This window comes from Corallococcus carmarthensis, from assembly GCF_003611695.1.
Taxonomy (GTDB): domain Bacteria; phylum Myxococcota; class Myxococcia; order Myxococcales; family Myxococcaceae; genus Corallococcus; species Corallococcus carmarthensis.
In genome coordinates, this window is sequence record NZ_RAWE01000014.1 from 75259 (window position 1) to 94273 (window position 19015).

The following is a 19015-nucleotide window of genomic DNA, read 5'->3' on the forward strand; positions in this document are numbered from 1 at the left end:
GGTCGAGCAGTCCGCCGCCTTCGCCCCCGTGCGACACGCACGGGGGCGGGGCATGGCCTGGATTACTCCCGCGTCGGCTCGTCCGACTCGACGTCCTTCTCCAGCTTGCGCTGCGCCTCGGTGACGCTCGCCTGGTCTGAGCGCTTCGTGCCCGTCTCCAGCTCCTCCTCGTGCTCCTGGCTGCGGCCCTGGATGCCGGGCCACGGCTCCGGGCGGGTGGCTTCGACGTGCTTCACGGGCTTCACGTCCTCGTTCTTCTTGTTCGCCATGGTGCGTTACTCCTCCCTGGAAACGGGGGTGTGGGTCGTACGACCGTGGCGGTACGGTGGGATGCCCACACCCGGGTGGCCACCCGGTGGGATGGAGGAGCAGAGCGCCTGCTTGCCTGACTAACTACGGATGGCGAAAAAAGGTCGGCAGGCGGCGCGGTTCGCTGCTTAACTTCTCACTCAATGAACGACGACATGACTCGCGAGCGCCTGGGACTTGGACTGCAGGAGGTGGAGCTGTCACCGGCCCCCCTGACTCCGGTGGTGTCCCTGGCGCACTCGCTGCAGCAGGCGTTTCGCGGCGCGGTGTTCCCGCTCACCGCGGAGCAGTTGGTCTGGGTGGCGCGGGAGAACGAGGCGCCGTCTCACGTGGTGTCGCTGCTGGGCACGTTGCCCCGGGGCCGTTTCCCGTCGGTGGACACGGTGGCCCTCGCGCTCGGGAACGCCTCCGTCTGAGGCGGAGTGCTGTTTGCGACGTTCGCCCCCGGCCTGGGTACAAGGTACCCCCAGGCGCGCGGTCGGACGTGCGCGTTATCTTCGGCGCGACCAGCCTGTCTTCCGGATGAGGAAGCCACGGTCTGGAGGAGCTCCATGAACGCCTCGGACCTGCCCGCCGTGCTGTACGTGGACGACGACGCCCTCAACCTGAGGGTGTTCGACGCCAACTTCGGGCAGCGGTTTCGCATCTTCCGGTGCTCGTCCCCCAACGAGGCCCTGGCGCTGCTGGATCAGCGGCGTGGGGAGATTGGCGTGGTGCTGTCGGACCAGCGCATGCCGGGGATGACGGGCGTGGAGTTGCTGGAGAAGGCCCGCACCATCGCGCCGGACGCCAAGCGCATGCTGGTGACGGCGTACGCGGACATGCAGGCCGTCATCGACGCGGTGAACCGCGGCCAGGTGACGCGCTACTTCGTCAAGCCGTGGGACCGCGCGGAGCTGCTGGCGGCGCTGGAAGACGCGCTGAAGATTGCCCGGCTGGAGCTGCGCATCCGCGAAGTGGAAGGCCGGATGATGAAGTCCGAGCGTCTGGCCACGCTGGGCCAGGTGACCGCGGGCATCGCGCACGAGCTCATGGGCCCGGTGGGCTACCTCACGCAGAACGTGTCCTCGCTCCAGCGCGACATGCACCGCGTGGTGCAGTACGTGTCGCGCCACCTGGCGACGGATCCGGACGCGGAGGTGTCCTCCACCATCGAGGACCTGCCGTCGCTCATCAAGGACCTGTCCGAGGGCGCAAGCCACCTGCGCGGCGTGGCGCTGGGCCTGCGCGCGCAGGCTCGCGGCGAGGACATGGAGGCCACCGCGGACGTGGCGGAAGTCGTGTCCTTCGCGGTGAAGCTGGCGCGAGCGGAGGTGCGCGACCGGGCGCGGCTCACCAGCAACGGCGAGCCCATCCGCATCGTGTTCGGGCCGGTGAAGCTGTGCCAGGTGCTGCTCAACCTCATCGTCAACGCGGCACAGGCCATGGAGGGCACGGGCCGTCCGGGCCGCATCGACGTGCGGTGGGCGGCGCGCGACGAGGAGGTGGTGCTGTCCGTGGCGGACAACGGGTGCGGCATCCCCGTGGCGCTCCAGGAGCGCGTGTTCCAGCCGCTGTTCACCACGAAGCCCGTGGGCATCGGCACGGGGCTGGGCCTGTCCATCTGCCGGGAGCTGGTGACGCAGTTCGGCGGTCAGCTCCGCCTGTCGTCCACGCCGGGCGAGGGCACCGAAATCGAGCTCACCTTCAAGCGAGCCCCGCTCCCTTGAGCCCGAAGGCGTTGTGCAAGAGCCGCCACACCCGGTAGAGGGTGTCGCTCTCCTGTGGCCGCACGTTCCGCACCAGGAGTGCGCGCCGGGGCGCGGTTTCCGGACCGTACTCCACCACCAGTGCGTATCCGCCCTTCGGAGGCTGGAGGATGTGGACCGCGCGCACGTCGTCGAAGGGGAGCGTCTCCGTGCGCGCCGCGCCGGGGGCCCACGCGAGCGTCTCCAGCCGCAGGGATTCCGTCTTGAAGTGCAGCACGAAGCGCCGCCGCTGAAGCCGCGCCTCCAGCACCAGCGCGCCGCCCACCATGGCTCCCGCCAGCACGAGCAGCAGGGTCGCGGCGCCCGGCGTCCGGGCCGAATCCAGGATGAGGAAGAGCAGCCCCACCCCCGTGCACACGGCGGCCAGGCCCACGAGCAGCGTGGGCAACAGCCGCAGCGTCCAGGGCGGCGGTAGGGACTCACCCACCAGCCGGCCCCCATCGTAGAAAAGCCGTACGTCGCCCAGCCGCGGCGGCACCCGGTTCTCCCGGAGCGCGTCTTCGAAGCTCACTCGGCGAGCATAGTGGGCGTGCCTGTTTCCCACCCTCGAAGTTGGACGTGAGCTGTGCGATCCTCCCAATTCATGGATCTCCCGTTCGAGACCGGCGAAGGTGAAGGGGAAGGGCGGGGGACGCTCGCCTCGAAGGTGCTGCTGGTGGATGACGAGCCGGTGGTGCTCGACATCTGCGTGCGCCTGTTGGCGCGCGAAGCGGACCTCATCGTGTCCCCCGTGGGCAGCGCGGAAGAAGCGCTCGTCCTCTTGAAGGACCAGCGCTTCGACGTGCTGGTGACGGACAAGAACCTGCCCGGCATGGGCGGGGTGGAGCTCATCGCGGAGGCGCGGCGGATGCAGCCCGCGCTGGAGGCGGTGATGATCACCGCCTACGCCAGCTCCGAGTCCGTCATCGCCGCGTTCGCCGCCGGCGCCAGTGACTACATCGTGAAGCCCTTCGACGACCTGCGCGTGCTGCGGGCCAAGGTGCGCGCCGCGCTGGAGCGCCGCTCGGAGCGCGTGCGCACGCGCGACGGCGCCCGGGAGATGGCCCGGCAGGCCGCCGCGCTGCTGGACGCGGGCCGGGACGCCCCGGAGCCCGCGCACGAAGCGCTGGAGACGGAGCTGCGCAACTACGAGCAGGCCGTGCGCCTGGGCCACACCGGCAACGTCGCGGTGGTGGGCAGCGCGGAGGCCGTGAAGGTGCTGCGCGACGCGTCCTTCGAGGTGGTGGAGCTGCCGCCGTACTCGCCCCAACTGGAGAGCGCGGACGTGGTGGTGGTGGAGACCGGGGATCCGCAATGGCACACGCTGGCGGAGCGGCTCCAGGGCCGTTCCCCGGACGTGGTGCTCCTGGCCGGCGAGGACGCCGACCTGAGCGACCTGCTGGAGGCCATCACCCTGCGCATGGACCTGGTGGGCTACGGCCAGGCCAATGCCGCCCGCGTCCTGCCGGAGAAGGTGCGCATGCTGCTGATGCGCCGGGGCATCCAGCGCGCCCAGCAGCGGCTCACCGCGGCGCTGGACACCTTCCGCCAGAGCATCGCGACCACGAACTGAGCAGGGGCGGTTGCGCCGGGGCGCACAACGGGCCGCGTCCGGAAGCACGGGCGCGGCACCGCCGGAGGCGCAGGGCAGGATGCACAAGCCCGCAAAGCGAAACGCCCACCTTCGTTTCCGAAGGTGGGCGTCTCTGAGTGACCCTGCCGGGATTCGAACCCGAGTTTGAGCCGTGAGAGGGCTCCGTCCTAACCACTAGACGACAGGGCCGGCTTGTTTCCCTACAACCACTGTGTTTCTGCTGCTGCTTCCTACATTCTCCGTTCTGACCAGTCAACCGGAGATTTTCAGCTGGGGAACTAGGATTCGAACCTAGATAAGCAGAGTCAGAGTCTGCTGTCCTGCCGTTAGACGATTCCCCAAGGCGCTGCGTGCTGCTGTTGCGGGCGCTTCTACTACCGACTTCTGCTGCTGACTTCAACTACTTCGTTTTCCTGACCGGCTTGCCTTCGGACTTCTTCGCCGGCTTCGCCGACCCCTGCAACGGGACGACGTAGATGCGAACCTCTTCGTTCGCTTCGTAAATATTCAGCCCCTCGAAGTTCTTCCCGGAGGGGTTGGAGATGTGCACGGCCTTGACGCCCGGCTGGTTGACGACGGACCGCCTCGGGTAGCTCGAGGTCGGGTAGACGTTCTTGTAGTAGTCGAGCGTCGCCTCGAAGTCGCGCGAAGCCCGGTACCGGTTCTCGCCCACCTTCTGGGCACCATCGGGAATCTGGGCGCCGTTCACCAGCTCGGCGCCAGAGGCCGTTGCCCAGAGGGCGAGCAGCACCGCCCCGAGCGGGCGCGCCTTATAGAAATGCGGTCTCAGGCTGTCAAGCGGTCGCGTCATCGCCGGCCAAGATAGGGCCCGGCGATGCCCGCGTCCACCGTCAATCTCACGTCCCGCGAGCCAGCGCCGCGTCGATGCGCCGCAGGGCTTCGTCGCGCCCCACGAGCAGCAGCGTCTCCCCGATGCCGGGGCTGGTGGTGTTGCCGGTGATGGCCACGCGCAGGGGCTGGGCCACCTTGCCCATGCCCACCTGGGCGGCCTCGCTCACCGTCTTCACCACGCCGTCCAGCGGCTCCACGGTCCAGGCGGGCAGGGCGGCCAGCTGCTCCCGGGCCTGGCGCAGCAGGTTGAGCGAGTCCCCGCTCAGGTGCTTGGCGGCGGCCTTCTCATCCAGGGTGACGCCGCTCTTGAAGTAGATGGACGCGGTGTTCGCCATCTCGTCCAGGGTGCGCGAGCGCTCGCGCAGCGCGAGCACCAGCGGCTCCAGGCGCGGGTCGCCCTTCGCCTGGAAGCCGCGGGCCTCCAGGAAGGGGACCAGCCGCTCCGCGACCACGGCCGGGGGCAGCAGCTTGAACCACTGCTGGTTGAGCCACTGGAGCTTCTCCGGGTTCCACACGCCGGAGGTGCTGCCCACGCCGTCGAAGTCGAACCACTCCACCATCTGCTCGCGGGTGATGACCTCGTCGTTGCCGTGGCTCCAGCCCAGGCGGATGACGAAGTTGAGCAGCGCCTCCGGCATGATGCCCGTGCGCTTGTGCAGCATCACGTCCGCTTCCGGGTGCTTGCGCTTGGAGAGCTTCTCCCGGTCCGGCCCCAGGATGAGCGGCAGGTGCGCGAAGTCCGGCGGCGTCCAGCCCAGCGCCTTGTAGAGCATCAGCTGCGGGAAGGTGGAGTTGACGTGCTCCTGGCCGCGCGACACCAGGGTGATGTCCATCAGGTGGTCGTCGATGACGCAGCCGTAGTTGTAGAGCGGGATGCCGTCCGCGCGCATCATCACCCAGTCATCCAGGTCCGAGTGCGCCTTGGTGATGGTGCCCAGCACCTTGTCGTCGAAGGACACGGTGCCTTCGCCCGCGGGCATGCGGAAGCGGATGACGGCGTCCTCCAGCTTCTTGCCGGGGGGCGGGCCCTTCAGGTCGTGGCAGGTGCCCTCATAGCGGTAGCTGCCCTGGCCCTTCGCCTTCTCCACCGCCTCGCGGCGCTGGGTGATCTCCTCGCGGGTGCAGTAGCACCGGAAGGCCTTGCCCTCCGCGATGAGCTGGTCCGCGTACTTGCGGTACGTATCCAGGCGCTGGGTCTGGAAATAGGGACCGTACTTCGGGTCCTCCTTGCCGGGGCCCTCATCCCAGTCCAGGCCCAGCCAGTTGAGGCCGTCCAGGATGGCCTTCACGGACTCCGGCGTGGAGCGCTCCTGGTCCGTATCCTCCATGCGCAGGATGAAGGTTCCGCCGTAGCGCTTCGCGTAGAGGTAGTTGAAGAGCGCGGTACGGGCGCCTCCGATGTGGAGGTATCCAGTAGGTGACGGAGCGAAGCGGACGCGGGGTTTTGACGGAGCCATGGGCAGGCGCGCGATAGCAGGACGGGTGCACGAGGGTCAACGCAAGCCGCCCGCTTGGGGTTAGGCTGCGCGGCCAAGGAGACGTTCCATGTCGATTCGACACGCGGTTCGCACGGTGGTGCTGGCCACCCTGCTCGGAGGGCTGCCGGTGGGGGCCACCACGATGCTGCGGGCGGACCTGCCCCAGATGGCGCAGACGTCGGACGCGGTGGTGCAGGGCGTCGTCCGGCGCGTGCAGAGCCGCTGGAGCGGCGACAAGCAGCGCATCGTCACCGACGTGGAGATCCAGGTGACGGAGGCCCTCAAGGGGCAGCCCGGCGGCACGGTGCTCGTCACCCAGCCGGGCGGCCGGGTGGGGGACATTGGCCAGGTGGTGAGCGGCCTGGCGTCCTTCTCCGAGGGCGAGGAGGTCGTCGTCTTCCTGGAGAAGCGCGGCGCGTCCGCGTTCCAGCTGTCCGGCATGGCGCAGGGCAAGTACCAGGTGAAGCGCACCGGCCCGGGCGCGATGGCGGTGCCGGCGTCCACCGGGGACGCGGTGCTGATTGATCCGAAGACGCGCCAGGAGACGGTGTCCAACGCGAAGACAGTGACGCTGGAGGAGCTGAAGGCCTCCGTGCGCGCGGCGGTCCAGGCGCAGCAGGCGGCGCCCGCGAAGAAGGGGAGCAAGTGATGGGCGCGCTCGCGTCGTGGGTGGTGCTGGCGGCGGTGATGGGACAGAGCTCCGCGCCGTACGTGCGCAGCCGCGTGTCCCCCGGGGATGAGACCACGCAGTGCCTGTATTGGACGCAGACGCGCGTCAACTGGCAGCAGAGCAGCGTGGGCAACCCGAAGGTGACGAACCACACGGAGTTCGACGCCATCACCCGCTCGTTCCAGAGCTGGCAGGACATCTTCAGCAGCTGCGGCAACCTGTCGCTGGTGGAGGGCTCGCGCGTGGACTCGCGGACGGTGGGCTACAACCGCTCCGGCGACAACATCAACCTCATCCTCTTCCGCAGCCGCGCCTGTCGCGACGTCGTGGACGCCAGCGACACCTGCTTCACCCAGGACACGTGCGCGAACACGTACGACTGCTGGGATGACAGCGACGGCACCATCGCCATCACGCTCACCACGTACGATGAGCGCACGGGCATCGTCTACGACTCGGACATCTCCTTCAACGCCGCGCGCTTCGACTTCACCACCGGCAACGGCGCGCCGTGCGGCATCGTGGCGGATCCCAACTGCGTGGACACGGACGTGCAGAACACGGCCACCCACGAGGTGGGCCACTTCGTCGGTCTGGACCACACGCTGGCGACGGGCTCCACCATGAACCCCAGCGCGCCTCCGGGTGAGACGTCCAAGCGCAACATCGACTCCGGTTCGCGCAGCTTCGTGTGCGCCGCGTACCCCAAGGGCAGCGCCAGCCAGCCCTGCTTCCCGGTGCCGGGCGGGAACGGCGATGGGAATGGCGACGGGGATGGCGACGGCGATGGCTGCACCGCGGCGACGGGGGGGCTGGCCGCGCTGCCGCTGCTGGCCGCGGCCTCGCTGCTGGCGCGCCGCCGCAGGAGCGCGCGGTGAGCTGTCGCCTGCTGCTCCTGGGAGTGCTGCTGTGCGCGGGAGCGGCGGGCGCGCAGCAGGACTACAAGCGCACGCTCGTGCCGGGCCGGCCGCTGTGTCTGGTGTGGCCGGGGCGTGACTACGTCTATCACCTGGACGTGGCCGGCAGCACGCGCACGCCCGGGGACACGGAGGTCGCCGCCATCGAAGCGGCCTTCGACTCGTGGCGGGCGCTGTCCTCGACGTGCAGCGACTTCCGCTTCATCCGGGGCGAGGATTGGTCGCGCTCCATCGCGGTCGGCTACGACGAGGAGCACCCCTTCGACAACTACAACGTCGTCACCTTCCGCGAGCGCAACTGCCAGGACGTCGCCCCGCCGGACGATGCGTGCTGGGAAGAGGAGACGTGCGGCAACGTCTACCAGTGCTGGGCGCACGGGGGCGCCACCATCGGGCTCACCACGTCCTCGTTCAGCTTCAAGGACGGCTTCGTCGTGGACTCGGACATCGAGCTCAACGCGGCGGAGACGGACTACGGCCCCAGCTTCCTGTTCACCACCGTGAACGGCCCGCCGTGCTCGGGCACGGCGTCCACCGACTGCGTCGCCTACGACGTGCAGAACACGATGACGCACGAGATTGGCCACGTCATCGGGTTGGACCATGTCTTCTCCGCGGGCTCCACCATGGAGGCCACCGCTTCACAGGGAGAGACGTCCAAGCGGATCATCGACGCGGGCTCCGCGGCCGGCTTCTGCTCCGCCTATCCGCGCGGCCTGCCGCCCACGCAGTGCCGCATCCCGGAGGATCCGGGCGTGAAGCTCGTGGCGGACGGGAAGGGCACCGGCTGCGGTGCTTCCGCCGGAGGCCCGGCCGTGGCCGTCATGCTGCTCTGGGGCTTCGCGCTGATGCGCAGGAGCAGGCGGTCAGCGGCCCCGCTGGCCGGCCTCCCTGGCGCTGCCCCGGACGGGGCGCGCGGTTAGACTGTGGCCGTGGCCGTCGCCTTCTTCGACCTGGACAGGACGCTGCTCGCCGCCAACTCCGCGTCGCTCTGGGTGCGCCGCGAGCTGGCCCTGGGCCACATCTCCCGTTGGGAGGCCCTGCGCGCGAGCATGCTGCTCGCCCGGTACCACCTGGGCTTCGTGGCCATGCAGGACGTGCTCCTGCGCGCCACGGCCCTGCTGACGGGCTCCGACGCGAAGGCCCTGGAGGCGCGCTCCGCGGAGTTTTACGCGGAGGCCGTGCGCGGCCAGTACCGCCCCGGAGCGCTGGCCGCGCTGGAGGCCCACCGCGAGGCCGGAGACCGGCTGGTGCTGCTGACGTCGTCCTCGGGCTACCTGTCCGACCTGGTGGCGCGCGAGCTGCGCCTGGACGGCGTGCTGTGCAACCGCTTCGAGGTGGACGCGGCGGGGCTTCACACCGGACGCACGCTGGGCGAGGTCTGCTTCGGCGAGGGCAAGCGGTTCTACGCGGAGGCCACCGCGAAGGATGCGGGGGTGCCGCTGTCCGCGTGCGCCTTCTACACGGACTCGTATTCGGACCTGCCCGTGCTGGAGGTGGTGGGGCGCCCGGTGGTGGTGAACCCGGACCACCGCTTGCGCCGCGAGGCCCGGAGGCGGGGCTGGCCGGTGGTGGACTGGGGCGTGCCTCCTGGAGGCGCCACCCCGTCCGTCCCACCGTCGCCGCCGCTGGTGCCCTCCACCGGCCCCTGAAGAACGCGGTGGAGGCGAAGCGGCGCGCTTCTTCAGCGGCGCGGGGACACGAGCCGCATGGTGAAGGTGTAGTCCACGTTCACCGGGCGGCCCTGGTACTGGATGGGCTTGTAGACGCGGGACTGGAGCGAGTCGAGCACCGCCCGGTCCATGTGCTGCACCATCTTCAGGATGCGGCAGTTCTCCACGCGGCCCTTGTTGGTGATGGTGCAGCGCACCGCCACGAGCCCCTCCGCCTTGATGGCGAGCGCCTCGCGCGTGTAGGCGATGTCCCGGCCCTCCTCCAGCATCACCGGCCGCTCCATGGCGTCGTTGAAGGGGATGACGGCGTTCGGGTTGACGGGCGCGAGCGCGCCGGTCGTCAGCGACGGCACCGCGAGGCTGCCCGCCGCGCTCACCTGCGACGCCGCGGCCGACGAGCCCACCGCGCCCAGCGCCTTGTCCGTCGTCGTGGCGGGGACCGCCGCGGCGGTGGTGGACGACGTCGACGACGGATTCGCCTGCATCATCACCGGCGCCGCGAGTCCACCCGGCGTCGCCGGGGCCACGTTCTCGAAGTCCTCGGGGGTGGAGGCGCTGGCCAGGTCCACGCGGCTCGGGCGCTCACCGCCGCCCCGGCGCTTGGTCAGCTTCTGGGACAGCACCACCTCACCGGAGCCGCCCGTGATGATGGTCTCCGTCTGGTAGCCCTCCAGCGCGAAGGTCAGCTCCGCGGTGATGCTGCCCTCGCTGCCCAGCGGCAGCTCCATCACGAAGGGCGTCACGCCCTTCTCCTTGCCCCTGTAATAGACGCGTGCGCCGGACGGCTGGCTCATCAGCCGGAAGCGCACCTTGCCCGCCGCGGGCGGCGTCGAGGGGGCTTCCGCCACCGTCTCCGGCTTGCCGGTGGGGGCCGTGGTCTGGGTGGTCACCGGCTGCGCGGGCTTCTCCTCGGAGCTGCCACCGCGCAGGAGGAACAGCGTGATGCCCACGAGCCCCGCGACCATCACGCCGCCCAGGGCGCCCATCATGAGCGTACGCTGGCGGGCGCGCTGCACGTCCGGCGGCACGTCCACGCTGATGTCCACCGCGAGCCCACCGTCCGCGGGCTCCGCGTTGCCCACGTTGGCGAACAGCGGGGACGCGTAGGGGCCCGTCGTCGGCGGAGAGGGGTAGGGCCCCGTGGTCGACGCGCCACCCAGCCGGCGGAACACGCCGCTGTTGCCGCCCGCGGCCATGTGCGCCTCGCGCAGGCCCTCCAGCAACTCGTCCATCGTCTGGAAGCGACGCGCCGGATCCTTCTCCAGGCAGCGGCGCACCACCATTTCAATCTCCGGCGGCACCGCGAGGTCCGGGCGCACGGACTGGAAGGTGGGGGGCGGCTCCTTGTAATGGGCGAAGATGAGCTCGATGTGGTCGCGCGCGATGAAGGGCGGCCGTCCCATCAGCATCTGGAACAGCATGACGCCCAGCGAGTACACGTCGCTGCGCGCGTCCGCCACGTTGCGCGCCTGCTCCGGCGCCATGTACTGCGGCGAGCCCAGGAACGTGCCGTTCTGGGTGATTTCGGGGCTGACCGGCCCCTCCTGCGGCGCCACGGACTTCACGAGGCCGAAGTCCAGGACCTTCACCAGGTCCTGATCCGCCTCGTTGAGGATCATGATGTTCGCGGGCTTCAGGTCGCGGTGGATGATGCCCAGCGCGTGCGCCTCGCGCAGCGAGCGGCACACCTGCTGAGCCACCGACACCGCGCGCGCCCAGGGCAGCGGCCCGGCCTGGCCCAGCACCTGCTGGAGTGTGCGGCCCTCCAGGTACTCCATCGCGATGTAATAGATGCCGTCGTCCGTCTGCCCGTAGTCGATGACGGTGACGGTGTTCGGGTGCCGGAGCTTCGAGGTCAGTGACGCTTCACGCAGGAAGCGCTTCTGGAAGCCCGGGTCGCGGCTGCTCGGAAAATTGGGGTTGAGCACCTTGAGCGCGACCACGCGCTCCAACGGTGCCTGCAGGGCGCGGTACACCTTGCCCATTCCACCAACGCCCAGGGGCTCCAGAATGCTGAAGCGGCCATTCAACGTCCGGCCGATGAGCGGATCCGTTCCCGGGGCCTCAGGGCTCGGGGAATCGCTCTTGATCATTCGTGTCCCCTAGATGCTGCGTGCAGCATGGTTTCTCCGGCAAAAGCAGCGCACCCGTATCCAAGCACAACTCGCAGGTGCGGCGCACCCCAAGGGGGTCTGGAATCCACCACGTCGGGGCAACCACGACCCCGGTCGCAGGGGGGGATGTGAGCGGCGACCTTCGGGTAAGCCCGCATTGCTTTGGACAGCGATCCCGGATTACGGTTTTTCTTCCTGCCTGCCATGCGGCGGGCGGAGTTCATCTTGATGGCTGAAACCCCCAGAGTCCCCGTTCCTCCGCAGGTGCGCCGGGTCTCCGTGCAACAGCGCCTGAGCGCGCTGGAGGCGGAGCAGACCCAGCTGCGCCAGGAGCTTGTCTCCCTGCAGGGTGAGGTGCGCCTGCCCGGTCTCTACCTGACCGTGGAGGCAGGCAACACGACCGCGCTGGTGCCGGCGAAGCAGGTGCAGGAGGTCGTCCGGCTGGTGGCGTTGGATCCGCTGCCCGGCGCGCCGGTGCACGTGTCCGGCTCCTTCGTGTACCGCGGCAGTCCGGCGGTGGTGGTGGACGTGGCGCGCATGATGGGCGTGAAGCGCACGCCGGATCTGGACTCGCTGCTGGTGGTGGTGGACGCGGGCCGCATGGTGGCGCTGCTGGTGGACCGGGTGAAGGACCTGGTGGAGACGCCGGTGCTGGTGGACGGCACGCCGGGCGGCGAGGAGAAGATGCCCTGGGACGGCACCGGGCTGATGGCCGGGCTGTGCCGCACGCCGGAGGGGCTGCGTCCGCTGCTCCGCACGAGCGCGCTGCTGAACGGAACGGAGGGCCTGTGAGCGAAGGGCTTCTCGACGACGCAACGCTCGCGAAGGTCGAGGAGGTGCTCCAGGGCGCCTGCGGCCTGACGCTCGCGAGCAGCCTGCGTCGCTCGTTGGAGCCCGCGCTGTCACGCGCCGCGCTGTCGCGCAACCTGACCGAGACGACCTTCCTCCGCCAGCTGCTCATGCGCGAGCCGGCGGCGGTGGAGGCGTTCATCGAGCACGCCGTCATTGGCGAGACCTACTTCTTCCGTCACCCGGAGCACCTGCGCGCGCTGGCGTCGCGGGCCCGGCTGCACCAGGGCGGCCCGTTCCACGTCTGGAGCGCGGGCTGCGCGAGCGGCGAGGAGCCCTACAGCATCGCCATGGCGCTGATGGCCGCGGGGCTGGGCAACGGCGGGCGCTTCCGCGTGCTGGCGACGGACGTGTCCGGCCGGGCCCTGCTGCGCGCGAAGTCCGCGGTGTACAGCCCCTGGTCGCTCCGGCGCATCGAGCCGGACCTGGAGAAGCGCTTCCTCGCGCCGCACCCTGGCGCGTCGGGACAGGACGCGCAGCACACGGTGGCCCCGGAGGTCGTGCGCACGGTGGACTTCCGCCGCCACAACCTGGCCACGGACGCCGTGCCGTCCCTGGGCTTCCACGCCATCTTCTGCCGCAACGTCCTCATCTACTTCACGCCGGAGCTGGTGCGCGCGGTGCTGGCCCGGCTGGTGGGCGCGCTCGCGCCGGGCGGCCTGCTCTTCGTGTCGCCCGCGGAGGTGCCGCTCACCAACGGGATGGGGCTGGAGACGCTGGACGTGGACGGCACCCCCGTCCTACGCGTGCCCCTGGAGCCGTGGACCGCGGGAGAGTCCGCGGTCGCGTCCCCCCGGCGCGACACGCAGGACGCCTTCGCCGCCGCCTCGCTTCGCCGTCCCACGCCCGTGCCGGGCAGCCTGCGGCTGGAGCCCCTCCGGCCCACGCCCGGGCCCATGCCGGCCTATGTGGCGCGGACGCCCCGGCCGGCGCCGGTCCCGGAGACGCCCAAGGCCCAGGTGCCCACGCCGGCTTCGCGCGCGGCCCAGGACGCGGGCTTGCTGACGCGGGCGCTGGAGGCGGCGCACGCGGGCCACTTCGAGGAAGCGGAGGCGCTGGCGCGCGAGGCGGCGCGGGCGCTGTCTCCGGAGGCGTACCTGCTGCTGGCGATGGTGGCCGAATCGCGCAACGACCTGTACGCGGCGGTGGAGGCGGTGCGCAAGGCGCTGTATCTGGAGCCGCAGCTGGCGCTGGGACATGCGACGCTGGTGGCGCTCTACAACCGCCTGGACCGGCGTGAGGACGCGGAGCGGGCGCGGCAGAACGCGCTGCGCGCGCTGGATGGATTGGATGACGAGCACCCGCTGCGAGGCGTGGAGACGACGATGACGGCGGGGGGGCTGCGGCAGGCGCTGGCTCCCCGTCCTTCGCAGATGGGCTGGCAGGGCGCGCGCTGATCCGTGGGGCGCGCCGGTACACGTGAGGTGGGGACAACGTGGAAGCGAAAGGTTTGAAGATGGCGTCGCCTGCAGGGGCGGATTCGACCAGGCTCAGCCTGCGGACGAAGATCCTCGGGGGCACGGGCATCTTCGGCATCGTGCTGGTCGGCATCCTGACCTTCGCGTTCTGGCTGCAGATGAGCGACGGCCTGCTGGATGAACTCACCAAGCGCTCGCGCGCGGTGGGCATTGGCATGGCGTTCGCCGTGGGCGCGTCCGCCGCGGCCAGTGACTCGGCCATGCTCCAGGCGGGCGCCGACGCGGCCCTCAAGAGCGTGCCGGACATCGCGTACATCGTGGTCCGCGACCCGAGCGGGAAGGTGCTGGCGCGCTCCGCCGACGAGCACTTCGCGACCGCCGCCGCCGTGGAGCCCGCGGACGGGGACGGGGTGGTGGACCGCCTGCTGACGGTGGGCACGCTGCCCATCGTGGAGACGACGGCGCCCATCCTCTTCGGCCCGCCGGGCGGCACGCTCAAGCGCGTGGGCACCGTGCAGCTGGCGTTGGATCGCGAGGCGCTGGCGGACTCGCTGTCCTCCAGCACCTGGCGCACCGCGGGCCTGGGCCTGCTGGTGCTGGTGCTGGGCCTGCTGGCCGCGGCCGGCATGGCCAGCCTCTTCATCGTGCCCCTGGAGCGGCTGGCCCGCGCGGCGGTGGGCATCGCGGCGGGCGACCTGCGCCAGCAGATCGACACCAACGGCACGGACGAGATCGGCGAACTGGCGCGCAGCTTCGCCACCATGGCGGACGCGCTGGTGCACCTGCTGCACGACCTGCGCGGCGCGGCGACGGACCTGGAGCACGAGGCCGCGGGCGTGCTGGCCACGTCCACGCAGCAGTCCGCGATGGCGCACCAGCAGGCGTCCGCCATCAACGAGACGAGCACCACGGTGGCGGAGATCGCCCAGACCTCCAAGCAGGCCACGTCCTACGCGGACGCCGTCATCGCGCAGACGCAGAAGTCGGAGTCGCTCAGCGCGCAGGGCCAGAAGGTCGTCACGGAGAGCGTGGAGGGCATGGAGAAGCTGGGCGAACAGGTGAAGGCCATTGCCCTGGCCATCACCGACCTGAACGAGCGCACGCTGCAGATCAGCGACATCATCGGACAGGTGAAGGACGTGGCGGAGCAGTCCAACCTGCTGGCCCTCAACGCCTCCATCGAGGCGGCGAAGGCGGGCGAGCACGGACGCGGTTTCGCGGTGGTGGCCACGGAGATGCGCACGCTGGCGGAGCAGTCCCGCATGGCGGCAGACCAGGTGCGTGTGCTCCTGGGTGAAGTGCAGAAGGGCACGCGCGTGGCCGTGACGACCACGGACGAGGGAAGCCGGCGTGCACAGGCGGCGATGGAGATGGCGCGCGGCGCGGGCTCCACCATCCTGGGCCTGTCGGAGGTCATCCGCGAGTCGTCGGGGGCGGCGCGGCAGATCGCGGGCAACACGCGGCAGCAGACCATTGGCGTGGAGCAGATCGCCACGGCGATGGGCGAGCTGACGTCCGCCATGAGTGATTCGGTGGAGGGCACCCGGCGCATCGAGCAGGTGGCCGGCAACCTCTCCATCTTGTCGAAGCGCTTCTCTGAACTTGTAGGCAGGTACCAGCTATGAACAGCAACGTGACGGGTGGGGCACGCAAGGCAGCGAAGGTGCTGATCGTGGAGGATACGAAGACCATCACCAACCTCCTGCAGGTCTACCTGATGGGGTGGGGGCTGGACTTCCTGGACGCGCCCAACGGCGCGGTGGGACTCAAGAGGGCGCGCGAGCAGAAGCCGGACCTCATCATCTCCGACGTGCAGATGCCGGAGATGGACGGCTTCGCGCTGTGCGCGGCCATCCGGGCGGACTCGAAGCTGCACGACACGCCCTTCATGCTGCTCACGTCGCTGAAGGACGACGCGAGCCGCCAGAAGGGGAAGCTCGTCGGCGCGAGCGCCTTCCTCAACAAGCCGGTGTCCGTGGACGACCTGCGCTCCAAGGTGCGGGACATCCTCAAGCTGCCGGCCACGAAGTACTGACCGCCCGCCCATGGCTATCGAAGACCGCAAGCTGCTGCCCGTCGACTTCGACGAACTGAAGGCCTCGCTCGACGCGGCCCAGATGCTGCTCGAGGGCGCCACGGTGGTGAGCGCCCACCGGCGGCGCGAGGTGTTGCACCAGCGCGCGGTGGCGCTGGCCAACTCGCGCCACGAGGTGCGCCAGGAGGTCGTCACGGTGCTCGCCTTCCAGGTGGGCGGCGAGCGCTACGCGGTGAAGATCGACTTCGTGGACCACGTGCTGGAGTCGCGCGGGATGTGCTCGCTGCCAGGGGCGCCGCGCCACGTGCTGGGGGCGCTGTTGTCGCGCTCGCGCATCGTGCCGGTGCTGGACCTGCGGCAGCTCCTGGGGTTGGAGGGCGGGGGCATGTCCGACCTGAGCAAGGTCGTGGTGGTGGAAGTGGAGGACGAAGCGTTCGGGCTGGCGGCGGAGGTCGTGGACGGACGGCTGGAGTTGCCGCGCGCGGAGCTGTCCCAGCCGCCGCCGGGCCCGTTCCTGTTCCTGACGCCGGACCGGCTCACGGTGCTGGACCTCACACAGCTGGGCAACCCGGCGGCCGCTCGGCGCGGCTAGAGGGGACTGAGGCTTCATGGATCCGCAGTTGCTGCGCAGCATCTGGCCGGTGTTCGCCGCGGAGACGCGCGAACAGATTCAGGCCATCGGGTCGAAGGTGCTGGGGCTGGAGCAGCCGGCCTCCGCGCGCGAGCCGGACCTGCTGCCGTCGCTCAAGCGCGTGGTGCACAGCCTCAAGGGCTCCGCGGCGAGCCTGGGGCTGGACGACATCGAACGCATCGTCCACGCCATCGAGGACGGGCTGTCCCACGTCGGCGTGGAAGAGCCCATCTCGCGGGGCGCCGTGGAGGCGATGCTGCGGGGCCTGTCCGCCATCGAGAACGCCCTCAACCGGGGCGACGCGGGTGAACAGCCCGTGGTGGACGGCGTGGCCGCGCTGCTCAAGGCCCTGGGCCACGAGGAGCAGGCCGCCCACGTGCCTGAAGACGCCGCGACCACGGGCCCGCTGGGTGAGGACGGGTTGAAGGCGCTGGCCGCGCTGGAAGCGGCGCTGGGCCGGCTGGTGTCCCCCAAGGTGGAGGACCGGGCGGGCGCGGTGCGCGCGGCGGTGGACCAGGCGCACGCCCTGCGCCACAGCGCGGAGGCCATCCAGGCGGATCAGGTGGCCGCGCTGGCGGAGGCCGCGGCGCTGGGCTTCACGCGCATGGAGGAGGGCGGGGACGCGGCGGGACAGGCGGCGTCGGAGGTCGCGGGCGCGCTGGTGGACCTGCGCATGGCCCTGGGCGTGGTGGATGACGCCGGTGCGGTCCATGAGCCCGCGCCCTCGAAGCCGGCTCCGGCCCCCGCGGCGAAGCCCGCGGCGCGCGCGGCGGCCTCGGCTCCGGAAGGCCGCGCCGGGACGGTGGACCGCGCGGTGCGCGTGTCGGTGAAGACGTTGGACTCGCTGGCGCTCCAGGTGGAGCACCTGGTGTCGGGGCGCTCGCAGCAGGGCCGGCGTTCGGAGGGCTTCCGCTCGCTGACGGATCAGGCGCACGAAGTGCTGCTGCACCTGGAGCGCGCCGCGTCGCAGCTGGCCATGTCCGGCGGCGGGCCCGCGCTGGAGCCGCTGCGCACGGGCGTGGGCCTGATGCGCACGATGCAGAAGCGCCTCCTGGAGCAGGCGAAGGAGGCGCACCGCGACGGCGAGCAGCAGTCGCTGGTGGCGCAGGTCATCCGCGACGACCTGCGCGATTTGCGCATGGTGCCGGCCTCGCAAGTGCTGGAGCCGCTGCGGCGCACGGTGCGAGAGACGGCGTCCCGGCTGGGCAAGGAGGTGACGCTGGAGCTGGGCGGCACCGACGTGCGGTTGGACCGGCGCATCGTGGACGCGCTGAAGGATCCGCTGGTGCACCTGGTGCGCAACGCCATCGACCACGGGCTGGAGATGCCCGAGGCGCGCAAGGCGGTGGGCAAGCCGGAGACGGGCCGTCTCGCGGTCCGGGTGGAGGCGCGGGGCACGCGCATCGGCGTCATCGTGGAGGACGACGGCGCCGGCCTGGACCCCATGCGCGTGCGCGCGACGGCGGTGCGCCGGGGCCTGATGACCCAGGAGGCGGCGGACAAGCTGTCGGACGCGCAGGCCGCGCGGCTCATCTTCCAGCCGGGCTTCTCCACGCGCGATGAAGTCACCTCCACTTCGGGCCGTGGCGTGGGCCTGGACGTGGTGCTGGCCACCGCGCAGCGGCTGCAGGGCAGCGCGGACGTGGAGTTCACGCCGGGCAAGGGCACGCGCTTCATCGTGGACCTGCCGCTGACGCTGGCCGCGGCGCTGGGCCTGCTGGTGCGCACCGGCACCGCCGTCACCGCCATTCCCTCCGACACCGTGAAGCGCGTGCTGCGGCTGGACGCGGACGACGTGGGCACGGTGGCGGGGCGCGTGGTGGCGCGGCTGGACGGCGAGCAGCTCACGTTCTTGTCGCTCGCGGAGTCCATCGGTCTGCCGCGCATGCCGCTGGCGCTGGAGTCGGGCCGGCGGCAGACGGCGGTGCTGCTGTCGCTGGGCGAGGAGCGCGTGCTGTACGCCATCGACGAGGTGGTGGGGCAGCAGGAGCTGGTGGTCCGTTCGCTGGGCAAGCACCTGCGGGACGTCACGCACCTGGCGGGCGCGGCGGTGCTGGACGACGGGCGCGTGGTGCCGGTGCTCAACGCGCCGGAGCTCCTGCGCGCGGCCAAGCCGGACACGCGCACCGCCGCGGGCGAATCCAAGATGCCGCGCATCCTGGTGTGCGACGACTCGCTCACCACGCGCTTCGCGATGAAGTCCCTGCTGGAGATCGCCGGCTACCCGGTGGTGACGGCGTCGGACGGCGAGGAGGCATGGCAGGTGCTGGAGCGCGTGCACTGCCACCTGGTGGTCAGCGACTGGCAGATGCCCCGGCTGGACGGCGTGGGGCTGGCGCGGCGGATGAAGGGCCACCCCATGTTCCGGCGCACGCCCATCATCCTGGTGACGTCGCTGGACAGCAACGAGGACCGCGCGGCCGGCCTGGATGCGGGCGCGGACGGCTACCTGGTCAAGCGCGAGGTGGAGCGCGGCAAACTGCTGGAGCTCGTGCGCCAGCTGCTGCCTGGCTCCGCCTGAGGCAGGGCAGGGCGGCGTGAAGCCTTGAAACAACGGCGCCCTGTCTTTCGCCTGGAGCGATGGACAGGGCGTCGGGCTTTTCAGCGGTGCGACGTGCCGCGCTCTAGCAGGCTGTTGAAGAAGCCCGGTTTGCTGGCACGGGGCCGGGCTTCTCGTTGACTGCAATCTCAACCTTGTCGTCGAGGGGAGGCGGCGGGCGCGGAGTGGCTATGCGGCGGCCAACCGCG

Annotated in this window: 18 protein-coding genes and 2 tRNA genes; 13 read left to right on the forward strand and 7 right to left on the reverse strand. The window is 70.6% G+C overall.

Annotated elements, in window-relative coordinates:
* Positions 1–62: 62 nt before the first annotated feature.
* Entirely contained in the window at positions 63–269 is a 207-nt protein-coding gene (locus tag D7X32_RS06625; RefSeq protein WP_120601649.1) for a hypothetical protein, read from the reverse strand.
* 195 nt (positions 270–464) lie between these two features.
* On the opposite strand from D7X32_RS06625, the gene D7X32_RS06630 reads away from it, so the two are divergent.
* Entirely contained in the window at positions 465–725 is a 261-nt protein-coding gene (locus D7X32_RS06630; protein ID WP_244238877.1) for a DUF2795 domain-containing protein, read from the forward strand.
* Between the two features lie 135 nt (positions 726–860).
* A complete protein-coding gene (locus D7X32_RS06635; protein ID WP_120601651.1) occupies positions 861–2018 on the forward strand; it encodes a sensor histidine kinase in 1158 nt (385 codons plus the stop codon).
* Here the strand turns inward: D7X32_RS06635 and D7X32_RS06640 are convergent.
* Positions 1996–2568, reverse strand: coding sequence for a hypothetical protein (locus D7X32_RS06640; protein WP_244238878.1), 573 nt, complete (start codon positions 2566–2568; stop codon positions 1996–1998). The genes D7X32_RS06635 and D7X32_RS06640 overlap by 23 nt on opposite strands.
* A 72-nt stretch (positions 2569–2640) precedes the next feature.
* Between D7X32_RS06640 and D7X32_RS06645 the strand changes: the two genes are divergently transcribed.
* Positions 2641–3609 (forward strand): response regulator, encoded by a 969-nt coding sequence (locus tag D7X32_RS06645; protein ID WP_171447277.1) that lies wholly within the window; start codon positions 2641–2643, stop codon positions 3607–3609.
* A gap of 138 nt (positions 3610–3747) precedes the next feature.
* Here the strand turns inward: D7X32_RS06645 and D7X32_RS06650 are convergent.
* The 4 genes from D7X32_RS06650 to gltX all read right to left on the reverse strand — a co-directional run bounded on the left by D7X32_RS06650 (position 3748) and on the right by gltX (position 5939).
* Positions 3748–3819: transfer RNA gene (locus D7X32_RS06650), tRNA-Glu, on the reverse strand.
* An 81-nt stretch (positions 3820–3900) separates the two neighbouring features.
* Positions 3901–3971, reverse strand: a tRNA-Gln gene (locus D7X32_RS06655).
* 59 nt (positions 3972–4030) lie between these two features.
* Positions 4031–4441, reverse strand: coding sequence for a hypothetical protein (locus tag D7X32_RS06660; RefSeq protein ID WP_120529494.1), 411 nt, complete (start codon positions 4439–4441; stop codon positions 4031–4033).
* Positions 4442–4487: 46 nt separating this feature from the next.
* A complete protein-coding gene (gene gltX / locus D7X32_RS06665) occupies positions 4488–5939 on the reverse strand; it encodes a glutamate--tRNA ligase (protein WP_120601654.1) in 1452 nt (483 codons plus the stop codon).
* An 88-nt stretch (positions 5940–6027) separates the two neighbouring features.
* Here gltX and D7X32_RS06670 point away from each other — a divergent pair, with 88 nt between their 5' ends.
* From D7X32_RS06670 to D7X32_RS06685, 4 genes are read left to right on the forward strand one after another with little or no spacing between them, the layout of a single operon-like run.
* The gene (locus tag D7X32_RS06670) at positions 6028–6609 is read left to right on the forward strand and encodes a hypothetical protein (protein ID WP_120601655.1); all 582 of its coding nucleotides are present in this window, start codon (positions 6028–6030) and stop codon (positions 6607–6609) included.
* Entirely contained in the window at positions 6609–7508 is a 900-nt protein-coding gene (locus D7X32_RS06675; protein ID WP_120601656.1) for a myxosortase-dependent metalloprotease, MXAN_2677/MXAN_2678 family, read from the forward strand. Before D7X32_RS06670 ends, D7X32_RS06675 begins: the two co-directional genes overlap by 1 nt.
* Entirely contained in the window at positions 7505–8470 is a 966-nt protein-coding gene (locus D7X32_RS06680; RefSeq protein WP_120601657.1) for a myxosortase-dependent metalloprotease, MXAN_2677/MXAN_2678 family, read from the forward strand. Before D7X32_RS06675 ends, D7X32_RS06680 begins: the two co-directional genes overlap by 4 nt.
* Positions 8471–8479: 9 nt before the next feature.
* The gene (locus D7X32_RS06685; RefSeq protein ID WP_120601671.1) at positions 8480–9199 is read left to right on the forward strand and encodes an HAD family hydrolase; all 720 of its coding nucleotides are present in this window, start codon (positions 8480–8482) and stop codon (positions 9197–9199) included.
* Between the two features lie 32 nt (positions 9200–9231).
* Here D7X32_RS06685 and D7X32_RS06690 read toward each other — a convergent pair whose 3' ends face one another.
* A complete protein-coding gene (locus tag D7X32_RS06690) occupies positions 9232–11313 on the reverse strand; it encodes a TonB family protein (protein ID WP_120601658.1) in 2082 nt (693 codons plus the stop codon).
* A 249-nt stretch (positions 11314–11562) separates the two neighbouring features.
* Between D7X32_RS06690 and D7X32_RS06695 the strand changes: the two genes are divergently transcribed.
* From D7X32_RS06695 to D7X32_RS06720, 6 genes are read left to right on the forward strand one after another with little or no spacing between them, the layout of a single operon-like run.
* Positions 11563–12126, forward strand: a complete 564-nt coding sequence (locus D7X32_RS06695) for a chemotaxis protein CheW (protein WP_120601672.1) — start codon at positions 11563–11565, stop codon at positions 12124–12126.
* Positions 12123–13580, forward strand: coding sequence for a CheR family methyltransferase (locus D7X32_RS06700; RefSeq protein ID WP_120601659.1), 1458 nt, complete (start codon positions 12123–12125; stop codon positions 13578–13580). Before D7X32_RS06695 ends, D7X32_RS06700 begins: the two co-directional genes overlap by 4 nt.
* Positions 13581–13639: 59 nt before the next feature.
* Entirely contained in the window at positions 13640–15226 is a 1587-nt protein-coding gene (locus tag D7X32_RS06705; RefSeq protein WP_120601673.1) for a methyl-accepting chemotaxis protein, read from the forward strand.
* Positions 15223–15636 carry a response regulator gene (locus tag D7X32_RS06710; protein WP_120553868.1) on the forward strand — a complete coding sequence of 138 codons (414 nt, stop codon included), beginning with the start codon at positions 15223–15225 and terminating at the stop codon, positions 15634–15636. Before D7X32_RS06705 ends, D7X32_RS06710 begins: the two co-directional genes overlap by 4 nt.
* A gap of 10 nt (positions 15637–15646) precedes the next feature.
* Positions 15647–16228, forward strand: coding sequence for a chemotaxis protein CheW (locus D7X32_RS06715; RefSeq protein WP_120601660.1), 582 nt, complete (start codon positions 15647–15649; stop codon positions 16226–16228).
* Between the two features lie 16 nt (positions 16229–16244).
* Positions 16245–18788, forward strand: coding sequence for a hybrid sensor histidine kinase/response regulator (locus D7X32_RS06720; protein ID WP_120601661.1), 2544 nt, complete (start codon positions 16245–16247; stop codon positions 18786–18788).
* Positions 18789–19015: the final 227 nt, after the last annotated feature.